The following is a 20344-nucleotide window of genomic DNA, read 5'->3' as shown; positions in this document are numbered from 1 at the left end:
CCGCTATCCATCTGAGTGACTCTCAGGTCATTGAAAAGTGCATAGGAGAAGGTAAAGGTGCAAAGGGCACACGGGGGATGCCTTGGCAGCAGGAGGCGAAGAAGGGCGTGGCAAGCTGCGAAAAGCCGCGGGTAGGTGCAAGCGACCGTTGATCCGCGGATGCCCGAATGGGGAAACCCGGCTGGCAGGGATGCCAGTCATCGCTTAGGCGAGGCGAACCCGGTGAAGTGAAACATCTCAGTAACCGGAGGAAGAGAAATCAAGAGAGATTCCCTGAGTAGTGGCGAGCGAAAGGGGAAGAGCCTAAACCGTGCTAGTGTAGAAGCCTGTGGGCGTTGCTGGTACGGGGTAGTGGGGCACTGCTGGGCGAGGCCACAGACTCGCCGGGGCAGCGTAACGTCTAGCCGAAAGGTCTGGGAAGGCCTGCCGGAGAGGGTGAAAGCCCCGTAGGTGAAAGGCGTGAAGCGCTCTGGGCAGTGTACCCGAGTAGCGCGGGACACGAGGAATCCCGCGTGAATCTGGGGGGACCACCCTCCAAGGCTAAATACTACCTGCTGACCGATAGCGGAACAGTACCGTGAGGGAAAGGTGAAAAGCACCCCGGGAGGGGAGTGAAAGAGTACCTGAAACCGTGTGCCCACAAGAAGTGGGAGCCCGAAAGGGTGACCGCGTGCCTTTTGATTAATGAGCCTGCGAGTTATCGTAACTGGCGAGGTTAAGCCGGAGGAGGCGAAGCCGAAGGGAAACCGAGTCTGAACAGGGCGATAGTCAGTTGCGGTAGACCCGAAACCGGGTGAGCTACCCATGGGCAGGTTGAAGGTGGGGTAACACCCACTGGAGGACCGAACCAGTTGGCAGTGAAACGCCATTGGATGACCTGTGGGTAGGGGTGAAAAGCCAACCGAACCCGGTGATATCTGGTTCTCCCCGAAACGTGTCTAAGCACGGCCTCGCATGGTCAGTGATGGGGGTAGAGCACTGGTTGGGCTAGGGGGGCAACCTCCGACCTCAGCCAAACTCCGAATACCATCACTCAAAGTGCGGGAGACAGACTACGGGCGATAAGGTCCGTGGTCGAGAGGGAAACAGCCCAGACCACCAGCTAAGGGCCCGGAGAGATGGCTAAGTGTGAAAGGCAGTGAAGAGTCTGAGACAGCTGGGATGTTGGCTTAGAAGCAGCCATCATTTAAAGAGTGCGTAACAGCTCACCAGTTGAGGCTCTTCGCGCCGAAGATGTAAGGGGGCTGAAGCCATCCCCCGAAGCTGTGGGACAGGAAACTGTCGGTAGGGGAGCATTGTGCGGTAGGGAGAAGGCGTACCCGCGAGGGGCGCTGGACGAAGCACAAGAGAGAATGCAGGCATGAGTAACGAGAGGAGAGTGAGAATCTCTCCCCCCGAAAGCCTAAGGTTACCTGGGGAAGGGTCGTCCTCCCAGGGTTAGTCGGTACCCTAAGGTGAACCCGAAAGGGGTAGCCGATGGGAAACCGGTTAATATTCCGGTACCGGTGTTGTACGAGGTGCGAGGCGTGACGCAGGAGGATAGGCGCCGCGTACTGGTTGCACAGTGCGTCCAAGCGTTTAGGCCTGAGAAGGCGGTAGGGAAATCCGCCGCTGGAGGCTGAGGCGCGATGGGGAGCTCCTTCGGGAGCAACGGTGTTGAGTCCACACTGCCAAGAAAAGCGTCGCGTACCGTTTGAGTGCAGCACTGACCGTTCCGCAAACCGACACAGGTAGGCTGGCTGAGAAGGCTAAGGGGAGCGGGATAACCCCTGTTAAGGAACTAGGCAAAATGGCCCCGTAACTTCGGGAGAAGGGGCGCTCCTGGGTGTGTTGAGCATCTGGGAGCCGCAGTGACAAGGCTCCGGCGACTGTTTACCAAAAACACAGGACTCTGCGAACTCGAAAGAGGACGTATAGGGTCTGACGCCTGCCCAGTGCTGGAAGGTTAAGGGGAGGGGTTAGCCTTCGGGCGAAGCTCTGAACCGAAGCCCCAGCAAACGGCGGCCGTAACTATAACGGTCCTAAGGTAGCGAAATTCCTTGTCGGGTAAGTTCCGACCTGCACGAATGGCGTAACGATCGGAGCACTGTCTCAACAGGGGACCCGGTGAAATTTCAGTCTGGGTGAAGATGCCCAGTACTCGCAGCTAGACGGAAAGACCCCGTGGAGCTTTACTGCAGCTTGGTATTGTGCTTTGTTATGGCGTGTACAGGATAGGTGGGAGGCAGAGAACCCGGCTCGCCAGGGTCGGGGGAGCCGCCGGTGGGATACCACCCTCGTCATAACGGAGTACTAACCCGTGTGTGTGAAGAGCACAGCGGGGACAGTGCTAAGTGGGCAGTTTGACTGGGGCGGTCGCCTCCAAAAGAGTAACGGAGGCGCGCGAAGGTCAGCTCAGGCTGGTTGGAAATCAGCCGTAGAGTGTAAGGGCAAAAGCTGGCCTGACTGTGAGGCTGACAGGCCGAACAGGAGGGAAACCTGGTCCTAGTGACCCTGCGGCACTGAGTGGAAAGGCCGTAGATTAGCGGATAAAAGTTACCCCGGGGATAACAGGCTTATACCGCCCGAGAGTTCACATCGACGGCGGTGTTTGGCACCTCGATGTCGGCTCATCGCATCCTGGGGCTGGAGCAGGTCCCAAGGGTTAGGCTGTTCGCCTATTAAAGCGGTACGTGAGCTGGGTTCAGAACGTCGTGAGACAGTTCGGTCCCTATCTGCTGCGAGCGCAGGAGGCCTGAGGAGGGTCGCCCCTAGTACGAGAGGACCGGGGTGAGTGGACCTCTGGTGAACCAGCTGTCGTGCAAGCGGCAGTAGCTGGGTAGCCACGTCCATGAGCGATAACCGCTGAAAGCATCTAAGCGGGAAACGTGCTCCAAGACGAGGCCTCTCAGGGTCGTCCGAGAAGAGGACGTAGATAGGCCGGAGGTGTAAGCCCTGCGAGGGGTTGAGCCGACCGGTACTAATAACCCGAGTCCTTTACCTTCTCCTTTGCACCTTTGAGTGAGCTGAGAGTTATCCTGGGTGCCGATACCGGAGTGGGAAACACCCGGATCCATCCCGAACCCGGCCGTTAAGCCACTTCGGGCCGATGGTAGTGCGGGGGTAGCCCCGTGCGAGAGTAGGTAGCGCCCAGGGTTCTTTTGCGAAGAGGGAGAGTCATTTGACTCTCCCTCTTTCGTTGTGGGTGATAACAGAGAATCGAGATTCGAGAGTAATAGAGTTTTCAGTTGATAGTTTCTGGTTCTTGGATTTTCTATACTCTAAACCCTATACTCCAGACCCTATACCCGTTCTTCTAAGTTCTTCAATCAACGAATGACGGAAAACGATGAACGGTCAACGGCTCTCGAACGCCGGATCTCGATTCTCGGTTCTCAAGGGCAAGTACACCCGCAGTGTGGAGGAATTTCAATACTTGCTTCTTCAAGCTCAGATATAATTATTATAAAGTTTCCTCAGCTCTTCTTCGGATATGAGCGGTCGGCTTATCGCCTTGAGGGTATCGCTCTCTATCTTCCCTTCCTTAATAAGTTCATAGCCGGCTTTCTTTACCTCATCCAATATAGCTTGCCCATCTTTAGTCAGTTTTCCATCTTTTTTCATCACGTGGACGTGAGGCCTAAGCACCGCCCCGGCAAACTCCACACTGACATCCTCAGCGAGTTCTTCAGCGATGCGTACCACTGTTGTGAGGTTTTCTTTTTCCCACCATCCACCGGTGGCCACCAGCACGATTTTCCGAACATTAACGTGTTTCCTAAATCTGGCTCGAGTACGGCCACTTCGAAATTCAAGAGCTGGTACCATCAAAGGGCAGAGTCTGTTTATAACGTTCTGCATATCGCCAGGAAGTGGAATGTATACTGGAGTTGCCAAAACCATGATTTCTGCTTCAGCAAGCTTAGAATGAAGCATCTCCATATCATCTTTGATGACACATTCACCGGGTTTTACATACCAGCAGTACATCTGACCACAAGAGCAGGGTTTGACATTAAGGCGGCTCGCGTAGAATAGTTCGACATCAGCCCCAGCGTTCATCGTTCCCTGAAGGAAGGCGGTAAGAAGCATGGCAGTATAACCCTTCTCCATTCGCGGACTACCATTTATAGCAACAATCTTCATATTCATCCTCCTTTCTCTATATCCTAATATGCTTATTGAAATAACCAAACCATATGATTTCTGAATCAAGGCAAGCCTCTGGTTTTAGCTTGTGTTGCTCATAACCAAATTTAGAAAGCTCTATGTATCAAATTCTATTAAATTATACGACTGCATAATTATATCACTTACAGAAGTGGAACCAACTTCCAGAAGAATCAAAGTGAGGTCAAATCACTTTTAAAGAGTCGTTGACCGTCCACCATTTGTTGTCGGTTGTGGGTTGTAGGTTGTCGGTAAAAGCCGAGAGCCGGGGATCGAGAGCCGAGATTCGGTGTTCGAGAGCTGTTTATCGTTGTTCGACTTCCGAAAGAAACTCAATTTCTGCAAGTATCATCCCTGAAATGTTGTGTGTGAGTAACCATAGCTACTGAAGAGAAATTTACCTTGCTGACATCATTTGTGATAACTGGCATATCTACAGGGTGTATAATCTGGGGAATCTATTTGAAAGGACTAAATGAATGAATAAGAAATTTAACGAAATGGGTTTATCCCGAAAGATGTTAACTGCTATTGAGAAAATGGGCTTTTCTGAACCAACTCCCATCCAGTCTAGTGCGATACCTGCAATTCTCGAAGGAAAGGACATGATCGGTCAGGCACATACCGGAACAGGAAAAACGGCCACTTTTGGTATTCCAATGCTCGAACTTCTGGATTACTCTTCAAGAAATGTACAGGCCCTTGTTCTTTGCCCTACGAGAGAACTCGCTGTTCAGGTGACAAGAGAAATAAGCACCCTGGGAGCGAATCGTGAGAAATTGAGCGCTGTGACGGTATACGGTGGTCAACCTATAGAACGACAAATACGAGCTCTAAAAAAAGGTGTGCAGATAGTTGTTGGTACGCCCGGAAGGCTGATGGACCACATGCGCAGGGGTACACTTAAACTGGACAACGTGAAATACGTTGTGCTCGATGAAGCTGATGAAATGCTGAATATGGGATTTCTTGAGGACATTGAATACATACTGAGCCAGATAAATGCCGATAGACAGACAGTGATGTTCTCAGCAACAATGCCAAGACCGATAGTCACCCTAGCAAGAAAATTCCAGAAAGAACCTGAACTCATAAGGGTTGTGGAGAGAGTGTTGACTGTTCCTACAATTGAACAATATTATCTCGAAGTAAAAGAGGTTAACAAAGCCAATGTGCTCTCAAGGCTTCTGGAGTATTATAACCTGGAACTTTCTCTTGTATTCTGTAACACAAAGAAAAAAGTAGATGAGCTCGTAGTGCAGCTTCAGGGAATGGGTTATTCTGCAGACGGGTTGCATGGAGACATGAATCAGTCATTGAGGGACAGGGTCATGAGGAGCTTTCGGAACGGTTCTATCAAAATCCTCGTTGCTACCGATGTAGCTGCACGCGGGATTGATGTGGATAATATTGAAGCGGTATTCAATTATGATATTCCCGAGGATGAGGAGTATTACGTTCACAGAATCGGCAGAACAGGACGGGCTGGAAAGACCGGTATGGCTTTTAGTTTTGCATATGGGCGTTCATTGTACAGGCTCAGAGAAATCCAGCGTTATACAAAAATCAAGGTTAACCCTCTGAATATCCCTACACTGAAAGACATCAAAGCCAGGAAAGCGGAAGCTTTCCTTGATGAAATCAATAAAATTCTTGAACAGGGAAACCTTGGAGATTATATTCCCGCTGTCGAGTCACTCATCACCCGTGGGTATACTTCCATGGAAATAGCCGCAGCATTGATAAAAATGCACGTTTCTCAAAACAACCTTCAGGAAGAACCTGAAACCTCCAGGGATCGAAAGATGGTGAAGCTCTTCATAAATGCCGGGAAAAAGCACAACGTCCGAGCACGAGACCTTCTGGGAGCAATTACAGGAGAAACAGGTATCCCGGGAGATAGGATAGGAGCCATTAAACTTCTGGACAAACACAGTTACGTAGAAGTTGACTATAAATACGCGGAACTCGTGATTGAATCCCTTAACCGCTGCAGGATAAAAGGTAACAGAGTCTCCGTTCAGAGAGTCAATTGATTACTGCTCGACATTCTTTGTTCCTTTATCGAAGTTTTCTTTGTCGGTCAGGCGTGTTTTATATCGATGCTTATTCCTGTACATATCTCGCTCCGCTTTACGCAACACATCTGAGATCTTTTCATTTGGATGGGTTTTAGTTGCTATCCCAAAAGAGACCGAAGGATGGGTGGGGAACTGGTCTATTTTTGCCAGATTTTGTTCAATTCTCGTGACTATTTCTTTTGCCTGTTTATGAGTAGTTTTGATAAGCAAAATCACGAATTCATCTCCACCCCAGCGGACCAGCAGGTCTTCATGCCTGCAAGATTTTTTTATGGCTTCACTTATAGCCACGAGATATTCGTCACCCAAAAAATGATCATACAAATCATTTATTAATTTCAAATCATCAACATCGGCGAATATCACGCTTATCGGCAAATTTCGCAGAGTATCGAGTCTTTCAAGTTCTTCATCGAAGAACGTTCTGTTGTACAATCCTGTAAGCGCATCGTGAAAAGCGAGATAGCGTTCTCTTTTGCTTAACCTTATCCTTCTGATGGCCTCTGTAGCATGGGATATAAGAAGTTCTGCCAGTTCAACGTCAAACCTGGTAAAAGCTGATGGTTTAAAAGAAATAGCCTGAAATACCCCAAACTCGCCTATCGGAATGCTCAAAGCAGAACGAATTCTGTCATCTACCGGTCTGGCATCTGGGACCTGAGAAACATCATTTATTAAGATCGTCTCCCCGTTCAGTAATGTCCTTCCAGCGACTCCTTCATTTTTCGGAGTGCGTTCCGGGCATTTAAAGCCACCATCAGCTCTTTTAACCACAAGTTCATTCCCTTCAAGAATGTCCAGACTGCATACATCAAAGCTCAAAATATCTTTCGCAGTATTAACAATCAAGTCGTAAACTTCTTCTTCATCAATACTTCTTTCCATTTTGATGGCTATCTCGTGCAAACTCCTGATCTTCTTGTTGAGTAATTTTATTTCGTCGAGTTTTTCGTTCAGTTCCGCTGTTTTCTGGATAACTCTCTTATTCAGGGCTCTATTCCATAGCAGGAGTAAAATCACAACAAAAGCTGTGATACTGAGAGTGATTAGAAAAACATTCAATACTCTTTCTCCATAGATCGTTTTCCAATCGAGTGGACCAAACCACTTTTCATAGATTTGCCTGTATTCACCGCTTTCCATCAATATAAGCAATCCTTTGTTCAATCCATTCAGAAGAATCGCATTGCCTTTTTGCACAGCAATGGCGTAATCTCGTTCGTAAATGGCCCAATCCGCTACGGTCAGATTTTTCAATTTGTGTTTTTTCACGAGGTATAGTCCCTGATACTTCCCGAAGATACCACAGTCCCCTACCCCTTCAGAAAGGCGTTTTAGGCCCTCAAGGGGAGAATCAACCAGGATGATTCTGTCCGTGATACCTTTTTCGAGGAGATAATCGTGCATTACTCCACCCCGTTGCACTATTATCTCTTTATCATTCAGGTCACTTTCCGAATCTAAGCCTTTCGTACCTTTTCGGAAGAAGACCGTCATAAAGAGGGTATTGTGGGGGATTGAAAAGTCGAAGTATTCCATTCTCTGCGGAGTTACAGCCATTCCAAGAAGGGCATCAATTTCTCCATTTTCAAAATCAAAACGAATTTTGCTCCACTCATCGAGTTTGATTTCGATATCGAGTCCCGTCGTTCTGGCAACGGCTTTTGCGAGTTCCACGTTGAATCCCGATACGTTTCCTGCTTCATCGATGAATTCATAAGGAGGATAATCTCTGTCGCCACCGAATACAAGTTTTTCCGCCAGAGCCTCAAAGGGGTATAATGAAAAGAAAAGAACTATAATCAATAATATCTTTCCAGTCTTCATATTTACCTCCTGCTATAACTTATAATTATATCATTATTTATCTATAAATAGCATAAGGAATGGAGGGGGTATCGTGCTTTACAGAGAGATGCGGAAAACAAAAGAGAAGGTTTCCATACTCGGTTTTGGTTGTATGAGACTTCCAACAATCGATGGTAAGATCGACAGAAAAAAAGCTTCTGAGATGTTGAGTTACGCCATCGAAAACGGTGTGAACTATCTTGATACAGCATATCCTTACCACAACGGAGAGAGCGAATCCTTTCTGGGAGAATTTCTTAAAAACGGTTACAGAGATAAGATCTTTCTGGCAACAAAACTTCCAACATGGCTCATAAAGACCAGGGAAGACATGGATAAGTACCTTGACGAACAACTCAAAAGGCTTCAGACAGACCACATAGACTTCTACCTCCTTCATGGCCTAAATGAGGAGAGATGGGATAATTTGAAAAATCTGAAATTCAATGAATTTCTTGAGTCCGCGATCGCTGATGGCAGAATTAGGCACACAGGATTCTCTTTTCACGATTCACTTGAAGTTTTCAAAAATATAGTGGACTCTTACGACTGGTCTGTCTGCCAGATTCAATATAACTATCTCGACGTGGACTATCAGGCCGGGAAAGAGGGGTTGAAGTACGCTGCAGAGAGAGGACTCAGTGTAATCGTTATGAGCCCCCTCAGAGGTGGAAAACTGGCAAGCAGTATACCAAATGAGGCTATGGATCTCTTCAAGCACTTGGGAAAATCTCCAACATACTGGGCTCTGCGCTGGGTATGGGATCACCCCGAAGTGTCTTTGGTTTTGAGTGGCATGTCTGAATTATCGCAAGTTATTGAAAACCTCCAAATTGCGAAAGATGGTCTACCAAATTCTCTCACATCTGATGAACTCCACACCATAGATCGTGTCATGGAGATATACAAGAGCAAAATGAAAATAAGCTGCACGAGTTGTAAGTATTGTCAACCATGTCCAAACGGAGTAAATATCCCTTTTGCTTTTCAACAGTACAACAACGCTTTCATCTTCGACGACCTAAAAGGGGCAAAGCAGACATATAATATGTTTACTGAACCTGAACAAAGGGCTTCAAACTGCATCGAATGCGGTTTGTGCGAAACCCAATGCCCACAAAATTTGCCTATTATAAAACTGCTCAAAGAAGTTGCGGCTACATTCGAAGATAACTGAAGGGCTTTCAGCCCTTCAGTTTTTTCTCGACGAAAACTCTCTTAAGTTTGGCGTAGACAGGGATTCCTCTCAAATAGATAACGGGAGCTTCGCCATTAATGAGAGGTCTCGCGTATTCTATAAATTTCTCTGTCACACCAAACCCATTTTCAGCGATAAACTCTTCAGGAAGGTATTTAACTGCGGAAGCTACACCATTTAGCTCGACGGGGCTGTAGTGCTTCAAATACGGGTAGTCATTGTCTCTGACTATCGAAACCATTACGTCGCTCAGTCCGTCTTTCACCGCATATTTCACCGCTGCTGCACCAACTTCTATCGCTTCACGCCAATCCGTTAAGCTGGCTATGTGCCTTGATGATCTCTGAAGGTAGTCTGGCAGGGCTGTGTGAACTTTCCTTCCAAGTTTCTGACGCACAATTTTTTGTATGTATATGCCTATCTTCCCGAGCTGGACATTTCCAAAGGCATCTTTATACGCTTCGGTAGAAATATAGTTCCCACTGGAATCCTTCAATGCCTCGGCTACCACAACACTACAGTAACCATCTCTCACTATGGTTTCTTCAACTTTCGAAAGAAACTTTTCTTCGTCGAAGGGGACTTCAGGCAGGAGTATTATCTGTGGTGCCGTACCACCGTTGAGACCGGCCAGAGCCGCGGAAGCAGCCAGCCAACCGGCATATCTCCCCATGGACTCCATTATAAAGACCTGTGTAGAATCACCATGCATGGCAATCAGATCTTTCGTTGCTTCGAGAATGGAAATAGCGGTATACTTAGCAGCTGAACCATATCCAGGGCAGTGATCAGTGTGCATCAGGTCGTTGTCCACGGTCTTTGGGATACCAATAGCTTTAAGAGGATAGCCATATTCTCTGGCCTTCAAAGCTATTCTATGAACTGTTTCCATGGAATCGTTGCCGCCGTTGTAGAGGAAGTAACCTATGTTGTGTGCTTCGAATACCTCGAACAATCTCCTGAAATCTTCTTCAGTCTTCAATTTTTTTCTGCAGGAGCCAAAAATTGCCCCGGGTGTGTAGGGAATTTTCTCTATTTCATCTTTAGTTTCTTTTGTTAGATCGATGAGCTTCTCTTCCAGTACCCCATTGATTCCATTTATGCCGGCATAGACATTTTCGATTTCCGCTTCTTCAAGGGCCGCCACGATAGCACCATAAGCGGATGCATTTATTACCGAAGTAACACCTCCGGATTGGCCATATATTAGATTCTTTTTCTTCATAAAACACCACCTCATTTATTGATTTTTGATGATTATAACATGAAGTGAGATTCAGTAAGCACGCTGATGCGTGGGTAAGCCCAGCTGCGCTGAGGGATAAGTCTGCTCCGCAGGGGCTGCTAAGCTAAAGCTCAGGCTATGCTTTACTGCGTAAAGGTTTTGCATTCCTACGGAGTGGTTCTGCACCTTCGGCGGAAAGAGCAGAAGAGCGATAATTGATAGTACGCCAAGAACCGCTTCGCGGTTGTATCGAACTCTTTCAGAGTTGTTTCAAACCACTTCGTGGTTGACCCCGTAATCCCCCCTTAAAGAAATAGGACAAGGAATAAGGAAGTGATAGTATGAAAAAAAGGGGGCGAAGGAATGAAAAGAAGGAGAGGAAAAAGCTAGCTAATAGGCTTTTGAGGATTGTTTGAAATGTTCTCTATGCTTCCAGTATCTTCGATACTTAAATACTGGTTGGTAGTCTACAGTACAGTAAGCTATTTTCAAAAAGACAGCAATGGCAAAAGCGCGTTCGAGATTGATGATACTGTGTGTAGAAAGTTGAGCATAGTTTTTCCTTTTATGTAAAGTTACTATACCACTACAATTAGTGTTGATTCTGGGGGGCATAATAGCTTCATATACGCTACTAAACGCGATCATGGCACAATAAACGTGAGATGAAGCAATTCAATATTTGGAAAAACTTCCGTTTTCAGAGAGAAAACACCTTTTTCTCTCCACATTTATCGCACTTGTTGACAGGGAGAAGTTTTACCTCTCAAGGAAAGACAAATTACTTGAAACGTATAAATCCCTCCATAATATAGACACATTTGCAAAGCTTATGAGCAAAAGGTACGAAACGATAGAATTTGTGGCTGATATGATAAAAGCCCATCCATACGTGGAGGAAAGGAAGGATGCGATACGCAAGGCTATCGACAGAATGCGGATAGATGAATTCATAAAACATTATACCGAATTCAACGAGCACAACAAAAAAACTGCTTGACAGATTTCTTCGAAACTACGGCAGGTATGGAGGATAAGATTCGGGTGAGGATAGATGGTCTTAAGAGAGTGAGATTATTTGCTGGGCCGGACAGGAGCTATTACTTATAAAAAACGCCACCCAATCCGAGTGGCGTTTTTATTGGCTTTATAGGTTTATTCTCTCGGATATCGACTTGGCCTGCAAGAATAACAATAAATAATCCCTTCCGCCAGCTTTCGAATCCGTTCCGGACATATTAAAGCCACCAAAAGGATGTACACCAACAAGAGCACCGGTGCATTTGCGGTTAAAATACAGGTTTCCCACATGGAAGACTTTTTTGGCAAATTCAATGCGCTCTCGTTTTTTCGTGTAAAGCGCACCGGTTAAACCATATTCGGTACAGTTGGCTATGTCTATTGCATCGTTGAAATCCTTAGCTTTGATGAAAGCTGTCACAGGTCCAAATATCTCTTCTTGAGCAATTCTCGAATATCTGTCAACATCGGCGAATATTGTCGGTTCCAGGAAATATCCAGGAAGCCCTTCTACCCTTTTCCCGCCGTGAACGAGCCTTCCTTCTTCTTTACCTATATCGATATAGCTCAATATCTTTCTCATCGCACTTTCGTTAACAACCGGTCCGAGCCAGTTCTCCGGGTCTCTGACATCGCCTATCTTGATTTTCTTAGTCTTTTCAACCACTTTTTCAAGGAGTTCATCATAGATTGCCTCAACGGCTATTATCCGGGACCCGGCCGAACATTTCTGACCCTGGAAACCGAAGGCGCTGGCAACAATACCATCGGCAGCAGCATCGAGGTCTGCTGTCTCATCGACTACAACAGCATCCTTTCCACCCATCTCAAGCACCACGCGTTTGATCCATTTCTGACCGGGTTGATGCTTTGCCGCTAACTCATTGATCCTTAACCCCACCTCTTTCGAACCTGTGAAAGAAATGAACCTTATTTTCGGGTGCTCAACTATGTAATCTCCGATCTCAGCCCCACTACCGGGAACGAAATTTACGACTCCTTCCGGTAGGCCGGCTTCATGGAGTATTTCAACAAACTTAGCTGCAATGATGGGTGAATCGCTTGCAGGTTTCAAAAGAACACAGTTACCGGAAACGGCGGCGGCAGAGGTCATCCCAACCATTATAGCTCCCGGGAAGTTCCACGGTGGAATAACCGCCCCTACCCCAAGAGGGATATAAACGAGTTCATTATTCTCATTAGGAATCCTCACCACAGGCTGCTGCGAAGCGTATCTCACCGCTTCTCTCGAATAGAACTCGAGAAAGTCTATTGCTTCAGCAAGATCAGCGTCGGCTTCAAGCCAGTTCTTACCGACTTCCAGGATCATCGTCGCGTCGAGTTCGTACCTCCGTTCCCTCATAATCTGAGCAGCCCTCAAGAAAGGCTTGACTCTTTCTTCAACGGGTGTGTGTTTCCACGTTTCGAAAGCTTCCCACGCCACCTCGATGGCTTTATCTATAAGCTCTCTGCTAGCTTTTGATGTGGTTCCGACGACTTCTTCAGGGTTGCTGGGATTGATTGACCTCGTCTTTCTTTCGGTCTTATATCTCTTTCCACCAATTAATAGATCATAGTCCCGTTTCTCGTTCGCAACTTTCTCGAGAGCTTCCTTCATCTTTTTTCTTACTTCCGGGTTTGAAGGATCGATGTACCCTTCATTTTTGAAGGGTGGAAGGATAAGAAAATCTGTTGCTTCCACCAATTTCAACACCTCCTAAACAACGTTTTTTTCCTTTGATACACCCTTTGAGAATCTTTCCAATTTTAAATTAGATATATCGACTTTCTTTGGATGACCATGTACTATCCATTCCGCAATGGCTTCACCTACTGCTGGAGCCAGCATGAATCCATGACCACTGAAACCAACAGCAAAATAGAAATCTGATACACTCTCAGCCTTATCGATTATTGGCTGAGCATCTGGAGACATGTTGTATAGCCCCGCCCAGTGTCTCAAGACACGAACATTCTTCAAGAAAGGAAAAAATTTCGGCATTTTGGTGGTCATTTCCACAAGGAACTTCCAGCTCGGATCGTGCTTGTGACTAGGTGGTTCGTCCTTGTCGCCCTGCCCCATAACGAAGTTCCCCGATTTCGTCTGCCTTATGTAGAAGTTGTTAGTGAAGCTTATTACTAGAGGATCAAGAATGTGTTCCAGCGGTTCTGTAACGAATATCTGGTGTCTGTAAGATTCTGTCGGTAACTCAACACCTGCCATGAGTCCGACTTCTCTCGAGAATCCCCCAGTTGCGTTTACCACCACAGAGGTCTTTATGTAACCCTTCGTCGTCTGGATCCCAACAATCTGACCGTTCTGCACATCTATATCCGTGACTTCAGTGCGGGCCAGTATCGTTGCCCCCATTTTTTCTGCTGCTTTGGCGTAAGCCATTGTTGCGAGGTGTGGGTTGGCATGACCATCAGTAGGGCAGAAAGTCGCGAGTTTCAAGCCAGCCAAATTCATGAATGGAAATTTCCTGGCTGTTTCTTCCTTGCTCAATATCCTCACATTCAAACCCTCTTCTTGTTGCATCGCTACATTTTTATGGAAGAGCTCAACTTCTTCGTCGGTGTATGCGAGGAGTAAATATCCCCCCTGGTAATACTCAATATCCATTCCCACATCTTCATGGAAGCGCTCAAAGAGTTTCACGCTCCGCATAGCCAACCTGACGTTCATTCTCTCGCTCCATTGTTGCCTGATTCCACCACCACAACGACCGGTGGCTCCGGAAGAAAGGTACGATTTTTCGACAAGCACCACGTCCTTCAATCCTTCTTTACATAGATGAAACGCTATGGCGGTCCCCACGATGCCTCCTCCAATAATGACGACCGAAGCTTCAGTTTTCATCTTTTTCACCACCTTTGGCGCTTTTACTGATCGCCTTGAACGTAGTGGGAACAACAGGTGGTCTAAACGTACCCGGGTCGAGCTCTTCAATGGGCACACCTGTCTTGCGTGATATAATCATCAACGCGTTCAATCTGCAGGTGCGACCGCCACAGGGCCCCATAGCTATCCTCAACTTCCGGCGTAACTCTTCGAAATCTGTATATCCCTCGTCTATGGCCTTCTCTACCTCTTCAACAGTCAATTCTTCACAACGACATACGAAAGCCTGGGGTTCTCTTTCCACGGCTTTTATATGCCTGATTTCCATAGCTTCTTTCAGAGGAACTTCTATGTAGACCATCGTTGTATTATTTGGAGCTTTTACTACCTTCGTCACTCTGGCGGTACCCGCTACACTGCCGTCCTTTCTGAGAGCATAAACAAGCTCGTCTTTAGAGGGTACAGGCAAGAATTCGTATGGTATGCCCACAATGGCTATCCCCTTCTCTTCATTTTCCTGTATCATGAAGATGGCCAGTCCCGGACATTTGGTGGCACAAATACCACAACCGGTACATTTTTCATAGTCTATAACCGGAATATTATTTATATTGTCTCCAACCGTGATGGCACCAAATGGACAACTTGTCTCACAGGGGTTACAGGGGATAGCTTCGCTGCATTCTATAATCGGCCTCATTTTACCTCTAAAGGCCTCATGTAAAGATTGTACTTCTCCCTCTGGTAGTGTGGCAGGAAACGAGAGGTTGAGTTTTTCCAATCCTTTTCTTACCTTTGTAAAGGTCGGCCCACTTCTGAAACGAACTAGCTGTTTTTTCAGATCTTTGAGTCTCTCTTCATCGGTGGTTCCTTTGAGATCTCGTACACAGCTTAGTCCTGCAATCCTTCCTTCAATCATGGCTGTTGTCGCCTCTTCGATACCACTCACATCACCCGCTACAAAGACATCAGGTACGGTAGTTCTCATGTTCTCATCTCTCACAGGGACATAGCCACCCAGTTCAGAGACGAAACGCAATTTCCCACCAGCTTGAGCGACTAGCTCTGCAGAGGGAGTCAATCCAACAGCAATACAGATTGTATCAACGACAAATTCTCTTTCGGTACCTGGAATAATTTTCCATGACTCGTCAACTTTTGCGACAACGGCTCCTTGTACGTCGTCTTTTCCTAGTGCCCTGACAATCGTGTGACGAAGCAGTATCGGAATACCCAGTCTTTTAACTTTGTTCGCATGTACCTGATAACCACCTATCCTGTCCGATGCTTCGATAACTGCTTTAACGTTGACTCCAGCTTGCATCAGTTGGTAGCTTACTATCAAGCCGATATTCCCCGAACCGATCATGAGCACGTTTTTACCGGGTAGGATGCCAAACTGGTTCATGAGAGTCTGAACAGCACCCGCTCCATATACACCCGGGAGGTCATTGTTTTCAAACTGGAGGAATTTTTCCGAAGCTCCCGTGGCTATGATCAGCTTTTTCGGGTTGAAAAGCGTTGTACTGTCGGTTGGTCTGTGTAAAACCGGCACACCATCTTCATACACTCCAACCACTGTTGATTCGGCCATTAATTCAACGTTAGCCATACCTTTCAGTTCTCCGAGTAACTTTTCAGCTATCTCGAAACCTCTGACGGAAGCGTAGAATTCTTCATTCCCAAAGAACTTGTGGGTCTGCTTGACGAGCTGACCGCCAAATCTGACACCTTCATCAACCACGAGCGTTCTCAGGCCGGCTTTACCCGTTTCAATAGCTGCGGTTAATCCAGCAGGGCCTCCTCCAACAATAAGGACATCGTACTCAGTCAAAGAGCTCACCCCTTCCCTTTTGACGGCGTACAGCCATTCCCTCTTTTACGGGGGTTATACAGGTCCTGACATTAGGAAGGCCATTAACTTCCATAAGGCAGGAGGAACACTTCCCGATAGCACAAAAAAGACCCTGCGCTCTCACTTTCTTCGGAGTGTGTCTAAGAACTCTTATTCCATTGGCATGTAGAGCAGCGGCTATTGTTTCCCCTTCATATGCCACCAACTCTTTACCCTCAAAGAAAAAGCGGATTTTCCTCCCCCTTTTGAAGGAGAGGATTGGGTGTTCTTCAATTCTTTCCACCACTGATCGCCTCCATTTGAATATTCCCCATTATCAAGTATAAGGAATGAAGGTTTAAAGCGAAAAATGTGCATTAACAAGCATACCTTAGAATAAGACATATAAACTGCTATAATTTTCAATTGAAGACGCTGATTCAAGGAGGGGCTCCTATGATAGAAAAAAGCATGAAGATAGAAGAAATCGTTGAAAAATATCCCTATCTCATTGATTTTTTCTTCAAAGAGGGCCTGAAAGTCATGGTATGCGGGGATATATTGTGGGGGACACTGGAAGAAGAGGCATTCCGACAGGGCAAAGGAGATAGAATTGATGAAATCGTTACAAAGGCGAATGAAATTATAGCGAAGGAAGGGGAAAAGAAAAATACCTTCCTCAATATAGGAGATGATGAAAATGGTTAAGGTTCTCGGACATAGGGGAATGGGAAAAGGAGAAGGGGAAAACAGTCTCCTTTCCCTCATCAGAGCCACTCAATTTGGCGCAGATGGCGTAGAAACGGACGTGTGGCTGACAAAGGATGGTTCTCTAATCCTCACTCACGATGAAGATTTGAAGAGATTATTCGGTATAGAAATCAAAATAAAGGAAGTGAGTTATAAGGAACTGAAAAAAGCGAAACTCATATCCGACGAAAAGCTCACAACACTTGAAAAGGCATATCTTGAACTTCCAAATGACGCTATAATCAACGTAGAAATAAAGGATCCTGATGCCGCCAAATTCGTTGTACCATTAGTTAGAAGCTTTAATGCTCTGGACAGGACAATCTTTTCTTCGTTCATTCACGAGTGTTTACTAGATGTAAGGAAATCTGACCCCAAGGCGAAGATTGGCCTATTAATTGGCGAAGAAGCGGAAGGCAAAGGCCTGGAATATATAGAAGAACTTATAGCTCATTATAACCCCTACTCTATGCACCTACCCGTTCAGATATTCGAAAACTTCAGTTTGGAAGCGAGCATGGATCTTCTGAAGAGTCTCCGCGAGAGGAACATCAAGGTTGCGCTATGGACTCTGAATGACTCTGAACTGGCGATGAAAGTACGAACATGCTGTGATTACCTGATTACAGACAACCTTATGGCAATACTTGCCGTAAGAGGCGGAAGGTAATGTATTGAGGTGAGTGGATGTTTTATTTTGAAAAATTCCTGAGTGCACTGCTCACACCTCCTGGAATAATCATATTTGTTCTGTTCATAGTGGGTATACTTAGCCTAAAAAAAGCATTAAATCCTGGTCAAAAGCTTCTGGCATATATTGAGCTGTTGGTGGCTTTTTTTCTCTACCTGCTCAGTTCAGGTATTGGAACATACCTGTACCTGAAACCCCTTGAAACTGATATCTCCCTACCTTCAATCGAGTCCCTTGCAACTGGCGACGCCATTGTTGTTCTCGGTGGGGGAATTGTTCTAACTCAGCAGGAAACCGAACTGAGTGTCCATTCCCTCAAACGATTACTGAAAGGATTCGAACTCTACAAAACGCTCAAAATACCAATAATAGTTACAGGCGGTTCCCCGTTAGGTAGAGATGGTCCAGCGGAGGCAGAGGTTATGGCAAAGGTGTTGAAAGAATGGGGGATCGATGAAGAGGATATCCTGGTTGACGTATCGGCCAGAACTACAGCGGAAAACGCTTACTACGTCTCAAAAATTTACCATGAGAACAACTGGAGTAAAGTAATTCTCGTCACTTCAGCCGTTCATATGAAGAGAGCCACCGATGCCTTTTTACAAAACGGAGTCAGAGTTATCAGTTATCCAACAGACTATCTCTACGACTACGCTCCCATCAGCTGGGTCGATTTTCTACCTAGCAGTGATGCTCTGGAAGCGAATCTCTCAGGCATCCATGAGTTCATCGGTCAGATATGGTACAGAACTAGGGGAAGGTGAGCATAGTGTGTGACACTATTGTGATAACACCGAAAATCACCGGAGATAGGATGCTCTTTGCCAAAAATAGCGACCGGGAACCCAATGAACCACAGGTCATGGTCTATTTTCCTTCGCTTTACCATGAGGAAAAAGAACTGTCTACTACTTACATAAAAATCCCTCAGGTAAAAAGAACAAAAGCCATTCTACTTTCGAAGCCTTCCTGGATGTGGGGGGGTGAAATGGGAATCAACGAAGATAATGTCGTGATCGGCAATGAAGCGGTATTTACAAAAGAACCCGTACAGGAAAAAGGTCTTCTTGGCATGGACATCCTGCGCATCGCCCTGGAAAGAGCAGACTCTGCGGATTCTGCTCTGGAGATTATAACAGCCCTGTTAGAAAGTCATGGTCAGGGAGGAAACGGGGGGTTCACGAAAAGGCTTAAGTACCATAACTCATTTATTATCGCCGACAAAAAAGAAGCATGGATTCTAGAGACTGCTGGAAAATACTGGGCTGCAAAAAAAGTGGAGACCATAGGAACAATTTCCAACCTCCTCACCATAAGCAACGATTTTGATTTGATCCATCCTGACACGATACAGAATGCTGTCAGAAAGGGATGGTGCAAAAGTATAGACGATTTTGAGTTCAATAAGGCTTACGAAAGAAGGCTTTATGCCGTCCTTTCAGGAGGAAGGGACAGAAAGAAAAGAACAGAATGGCTTATCAGAGAGAAACTCCCAGAACTCACGGCAAAAGAAATGATGGATATCATGCGAGACCATATTTCAGGGAATACCATCACAAAAGGATCTATGAAGGACATCTGTATGCACGCGGGAGGCATAATCTCAAGCCAAACGACCGCTTCCATGATATGCGAAATAGGTGATGTTACAACTGTATGGGTAACCAATAATAGTGCTCCCTGTCTATCGATATACAAACCCGTATGGTTCAACAGCAAAGAAAGTACTCTGCCATATGATTCAGAAGAGGAAGCCCTGAAGCACTGGTACCACTGGGAGAGATTTTACAGAAACTCCCTGAGAAACTACGAACTGGCTGAAATGTATTTTGAAGAGGTTGTTGCGGATTACGAGTCTGAACTACTGAAAAGAACAAAAGAACTTTTCAAAGAAGGTGTTCCGGATTTTGAGACTTTGAAAGCCTTTTCTGCTGAAGTTTTCGATAAAAGCTGGAAAATTGGTGATAAGTTGATTGAGAAAACTTCAAAACTGAAACCTGGAAAACGCTCTTTGCTCTTTAAGATATACTGGTTCAACCAAAAGATGAAGTTCTTACGCTGATCATAGGTTAGAAAGATATGGATTTTGATGTAAAATCCAACTCGCCTTTGAAGGGAATCCGTGTCCAGGGAGAATTTCAAGATCTGGTTTTTCTTCGAGTAAACTGCGCAATATCTTCAGAGAACCAACAAGGTTCTCTTCACTTCCTCCAGGCAGGTCTGTTCTCCCGACGGAATTTGAAAACAACGTGTCACCTGTGAAAAGGAACCTATTCCTAAAGAGGAAGCACACAGATCCCGGAGTGTGTCCTGGTGTTTTGATAATCTCAAAATCTGGTAGTTCTTCCTTGGTTAAAATTCTGAATCTTTCAATCCTCAATTCTCCCATTGGAAAATATAAAGAAAGATTCGTTCTCGTGTTTGTGAGAAACTCAATAGTTTCATTGAAGTAGAGTTCACTACCCTTAAAATGAGGGAGGTCGAACATATGGTCTACATGAGAGTGAGTCAATAGAATCAATAATTTGTCTTTATTGAACTTTTTTATCTCTTCAAAAGTACCTTTTCCCGGATCTATCACAATAATTTTTTCACCGTCTTCGATAAAGTATGTGTTTTCTTCAAAGAGTCCTGACCTGAAGATGTTTATCACAGGACCACCTCGTTTCTTATATTAATCATTCACACGTTATAATGATACCGCAC

The 20344-nt window shown here is 45.9% G+C and carries 16 protein-coding genes and 2 rRNA genes; 9 read left to right on the top strand and 9 right to left on the bottom strand.

All coding sequences use genetic code 11. From position 1 onward, the window contains the following. Positions 1-50 precede the first annotated feature (50 nt). Positions 51-2983, top strand: a 23S ribosomal RNA gene (locus IX53_RS06200). A 34-nt stretch (positions 2984-3017) separates the two neighbouring features. Further along, positions 3018-3134: ribosomal RNA gene (gene rrf, locus IX53_RS06195) — 5S ribosomal RNA — on the top strand. Between the two features lie 295 nt (positions 3135-3429). Here rrf and IX53_RS06185 read toward each other — a convergent pair. Beyond that, on the bottom strand, positions 3430-4125 hold the full coding sequence (locus tag IX53_RS06185) for a flavodoxin family protein (RefSeq protein WP_047754610.1): 696 nt from the start codon (positions 4123-4125) through the stop codon (positions 3430-3432). Between the two features lie 503 nt (positions 4126-4628). Here IX53_RS06185 and IX53_RS06180 point away from each other — a divergent pair. Then, a complete protein-coding gene (locus IX53_RS06180; RefSeq protein WP_047754609.1) occupies positions 4629-6185 on the top strand; it encodes a DEAD/DEAH box helicase in 1557 nt (518 codons plus the stop codon). On the opposite strand, the gene IX53_RS06175 is transcribed toward IX53_RS06180, so the two are convergent. Beyond that, positions 6186-8057 (bottom strand): diguanylate cyclase domain-containing protein, encoded by a 1872-nt coding sequence (locus IX53_RS06175; RefSeq protein ID WP_082128502.1) that lies wholly within the window; start codon positions 8055-8057, stop codon positions 6186-6188. Positions 8058-8130: 73 nt separating this feature from the next. On the opposite strand from IX53_RS06175, the gene IX53_RS06170 reads away from it, so the two are divergent. Next, positions 8131-9255, top strand: coding sequence for an aldo/keto reductase (locus IX53_RS06170; protein ID WP_047754608.1), 1125 nt, complete (start codon positions 8131-8133; stop codon positions 9253-9255). A gap of 7 nt (positions 9256-9262) precedes the next feature. Here the strand turns inward: IX53_RS06170 and IX53_RS06165 are convergent, their stop codons facing one another. Both IX53_RS06165 and IX53_RS10915 read right to left on the bottom strand, forming a co-directional pair. Then, positions 9263-10501: a 6-phosphofructokinase gene (locus IX53_RS06165; RefSeq protein ID WP_047754607.1), complete on the bottom strand. Its 1239-nt coding sequence runs from the start codon at positions 10499-10501 to the stop codon at positions 9263-9265. 390 nt (positions 10502-10891) lie between these two features. Continuing rightward, positions 10892-11149, bottom strand: a complete 258-nt coding sequence (locus IX53_RS10915; protein ID WP_156173122.1) for a hypothetical protein — start codon at positions 11147-11149, stop codon at positions 10892-10894. Between the two features lie 34 nt (positions 11150-11183). Between IX53_RS10915 and IX53_RS06160 the strand changes: the two genes are divergently transcribed. Further along, positions 11184-11501, top strand: coding sequence for a hypothetical protein (locus tag IX53_RS06160; RefSeq protein ID WP_047754606.1), 318 nt, complete (start codon positions 11184-11186; stop codon positions 11499-11501). A 147-nt stretch (positions 11502-11648) separates the two neighbouring features. Here the strand turns inward: IX53_RS06160 and pruA are convergent, their stop codons facing one another. From pruA to IX53_RS06140, 4 genes are read right to left on the bottom strand one after another with little or no spacing between them, the layout of a single operon-like run. Next, a complete protein-coding gene (pruA, locus tag IX53_RS06155; protein ID WP_047754605.1) occupies positions 11649-13226 on the bottom strand; it encodes an L-glutamate gamma-semialdehyde dehydrogenase in 1578 nt (525 codons plus the stop codon). Positions 13227-13238: 12 nt separating this feature from the next. After that, positions 13239-14381: an NAD(P)/FAD-dependent oxidoreductase gene (locus IX53_RS06150; protein ID WP_047754604.1), complete on the bottom strand. Its 1143-nt coding sequence runs from the start codon at positions 14379-14381 to the stop codon at positions 13239-13241. Continuing rightward, complete coding sequence (locus IX53_RS06145) at positions 14371-16197, bottom strand: FAD-dependent oxidoreductase (protein ID WP_047754603.1); 1827 nt, start codon at positions 16195-16197, stop codon at positions 14371-14373. The genes IX53_RS06150 and IX53_RS06145 overlap by 11 nt, the downstream gene beginning before the upstream one ends. After that, complete coding sequence (locus tag IX53_RS06140) at positions 16190-16501, bottom strand: (2Fe-2S)-binding protein (RefSeq protein WP_047755495.1); 312 nt, start codon at positions 16499-16501, stop codon at positions 16190-16192. Before IX53_RS06140 ends, IX53_RS06145 begins: the two co-directional genes overlap by 8 nt. 152 nt (positions 16502-16653) lie before the next feature. On the opposite strand from IX53_RS06140, the gene IX53_RS06135 reads away from it, so the two are divergent. From IX53_RS06135 to IX53_RS06120, 4 genes are read left to right on the top strand one after another with little or no spacing between them, the layout of a single operon-like run. Next, positions 16654-16905, top strand: coding sequence for a DUF1858 domain-containing protein (locus IX53_RS06135; protein WP_047754602.1), 252 nt, complete (start codon positions 16654-16656; stop codon positions 16903-16905). Further along, positions 16892-17617 (top strand): glycerophosphodiester phosphodiesterase family protein, encoded by a 726-nt coding sequence (locus tag IX53_RS06130; RefSeq protein ID WP_245612691.1) that lies wholly within the window; start codon positions 16892-16894, stop codon positions 17615-17617. The genes IX53_RS06135 and IX53_RS06130 overlap by 14 nt, the downstream gene beginning before the upstream one ends. A gap of 17 nt (positions 17618-17634) precedes the next feature. Further along, positions 17635-18402, top strand: coding sequence for a YdcF family protein (locus tag IX53_RS06125; RefSeq protein WP_047754600.1), 768 nt, complete (start codon positions 17635-17637; stop codon positions 18400-18402). Positions 18403-18407: 5 nt separating this feature from the next. After that, positions 18408-19700 (top strand): C69 family dipeptidase, encoded by a 1293-nt coding sequence (locus IX53_RS06120; protein WP_047754599.1) that lies wholly within the window; start codon positions 18408-18410, stop codon positions 19698-19700. On the opposite strand, the gene IX53_RS06115 is transcribed toward IX53_RS06120, so the two are convergent. Beyond that, positions 19701-20291, bottom strand: coding sequence for an MBL fold metallo-hydrolase (locus tag IX53_RS06115; protein WP_047754598.1), 591 nt, complete (start codon positions 20289-20291; stop codon positions 19701-19703). It abuts the gene before it with no gap. Positions 20292-20344: the final 53 nt, after the last annotated feature.

Origin of the sequence: Kosmotoga pacifica (assembly GCF_001027025.1) — a bacterium.
In the GTDB taxonomy this organism is placed as follows: domain Bacteria; phylum Thermotogota; class Thermotogae; order Petrotogales; family Kosmotogaceae; genus Kosmotoga_B; species Kosmotoga_B pacifica.
The sequence above is the reverse complement of the archived record's forward strand: the minus strand, read 5'-3'. Positions and strand labels throughout refer to the sequence as shown.

Coding starts and splice junctions, on each gene's coding strand:
- IX53_RS06185 (WP_047754610.1), bottom strand. CDS start 4,125: ATGAAGATTGTTGCTATAAATGGTAGTCCGCGAATGGAGAAGGGTTAT.
- IX53_RS06180 (WP_047754609.1), top strand. CDS start 4,629: ATGAATAAGAAATTTAACGAAATGGGTTTATCCCGAAAGATGTTAACT.
- IX53_RS06175 (WP_082128502.1), bottom strand. CDS start 8,057: ATGAAGACTGGAAAGATATTATTGATTATAGTTCTTTTCTTTTCATTA.
- IX53_RS06165 (WP_047754607.1), bottom strand. CDS start 10,501: ATGAAGAAAAAGAATCTAATATATGGCCAATCCGGAGGTGTTACTTCG.
- IX53_RS10915 (WP_156173122.1), bottom strand. CDS start 11,149: ATGATCGCGTTTAGTAGCGTATATGAAGCTATTATGCCCCCCAGAATC.
- IX53_RS06150 (WP_047754604.1), bottom strand. CDS start 14,381: ATGAAAACTGAAGCTTCGGTCGTCATTATTGGAGGAGGCATCGTGGGG.
- IX53_RS06135 (WP_047754602.1), top strand. CDS start 16,654: ATGATAGAAAAAAGCATGAAGATAGAAGAAATCGTTGAAAAATATCCC.
- IX53_RS06130 (WP_245612691.1), top strand. CDS start 16,892: ATGAAAATGGTTAAGGTTCTCGGACATAGGGGAATGGGAAAAGGAGAA.
- IX53_RS06125 (WP_047754600.1), top strand. CDS start 17,635: ATGTTTTATTTTGAAAAATTCCTGAGTGCACTGCTCACACCTCCTGGA.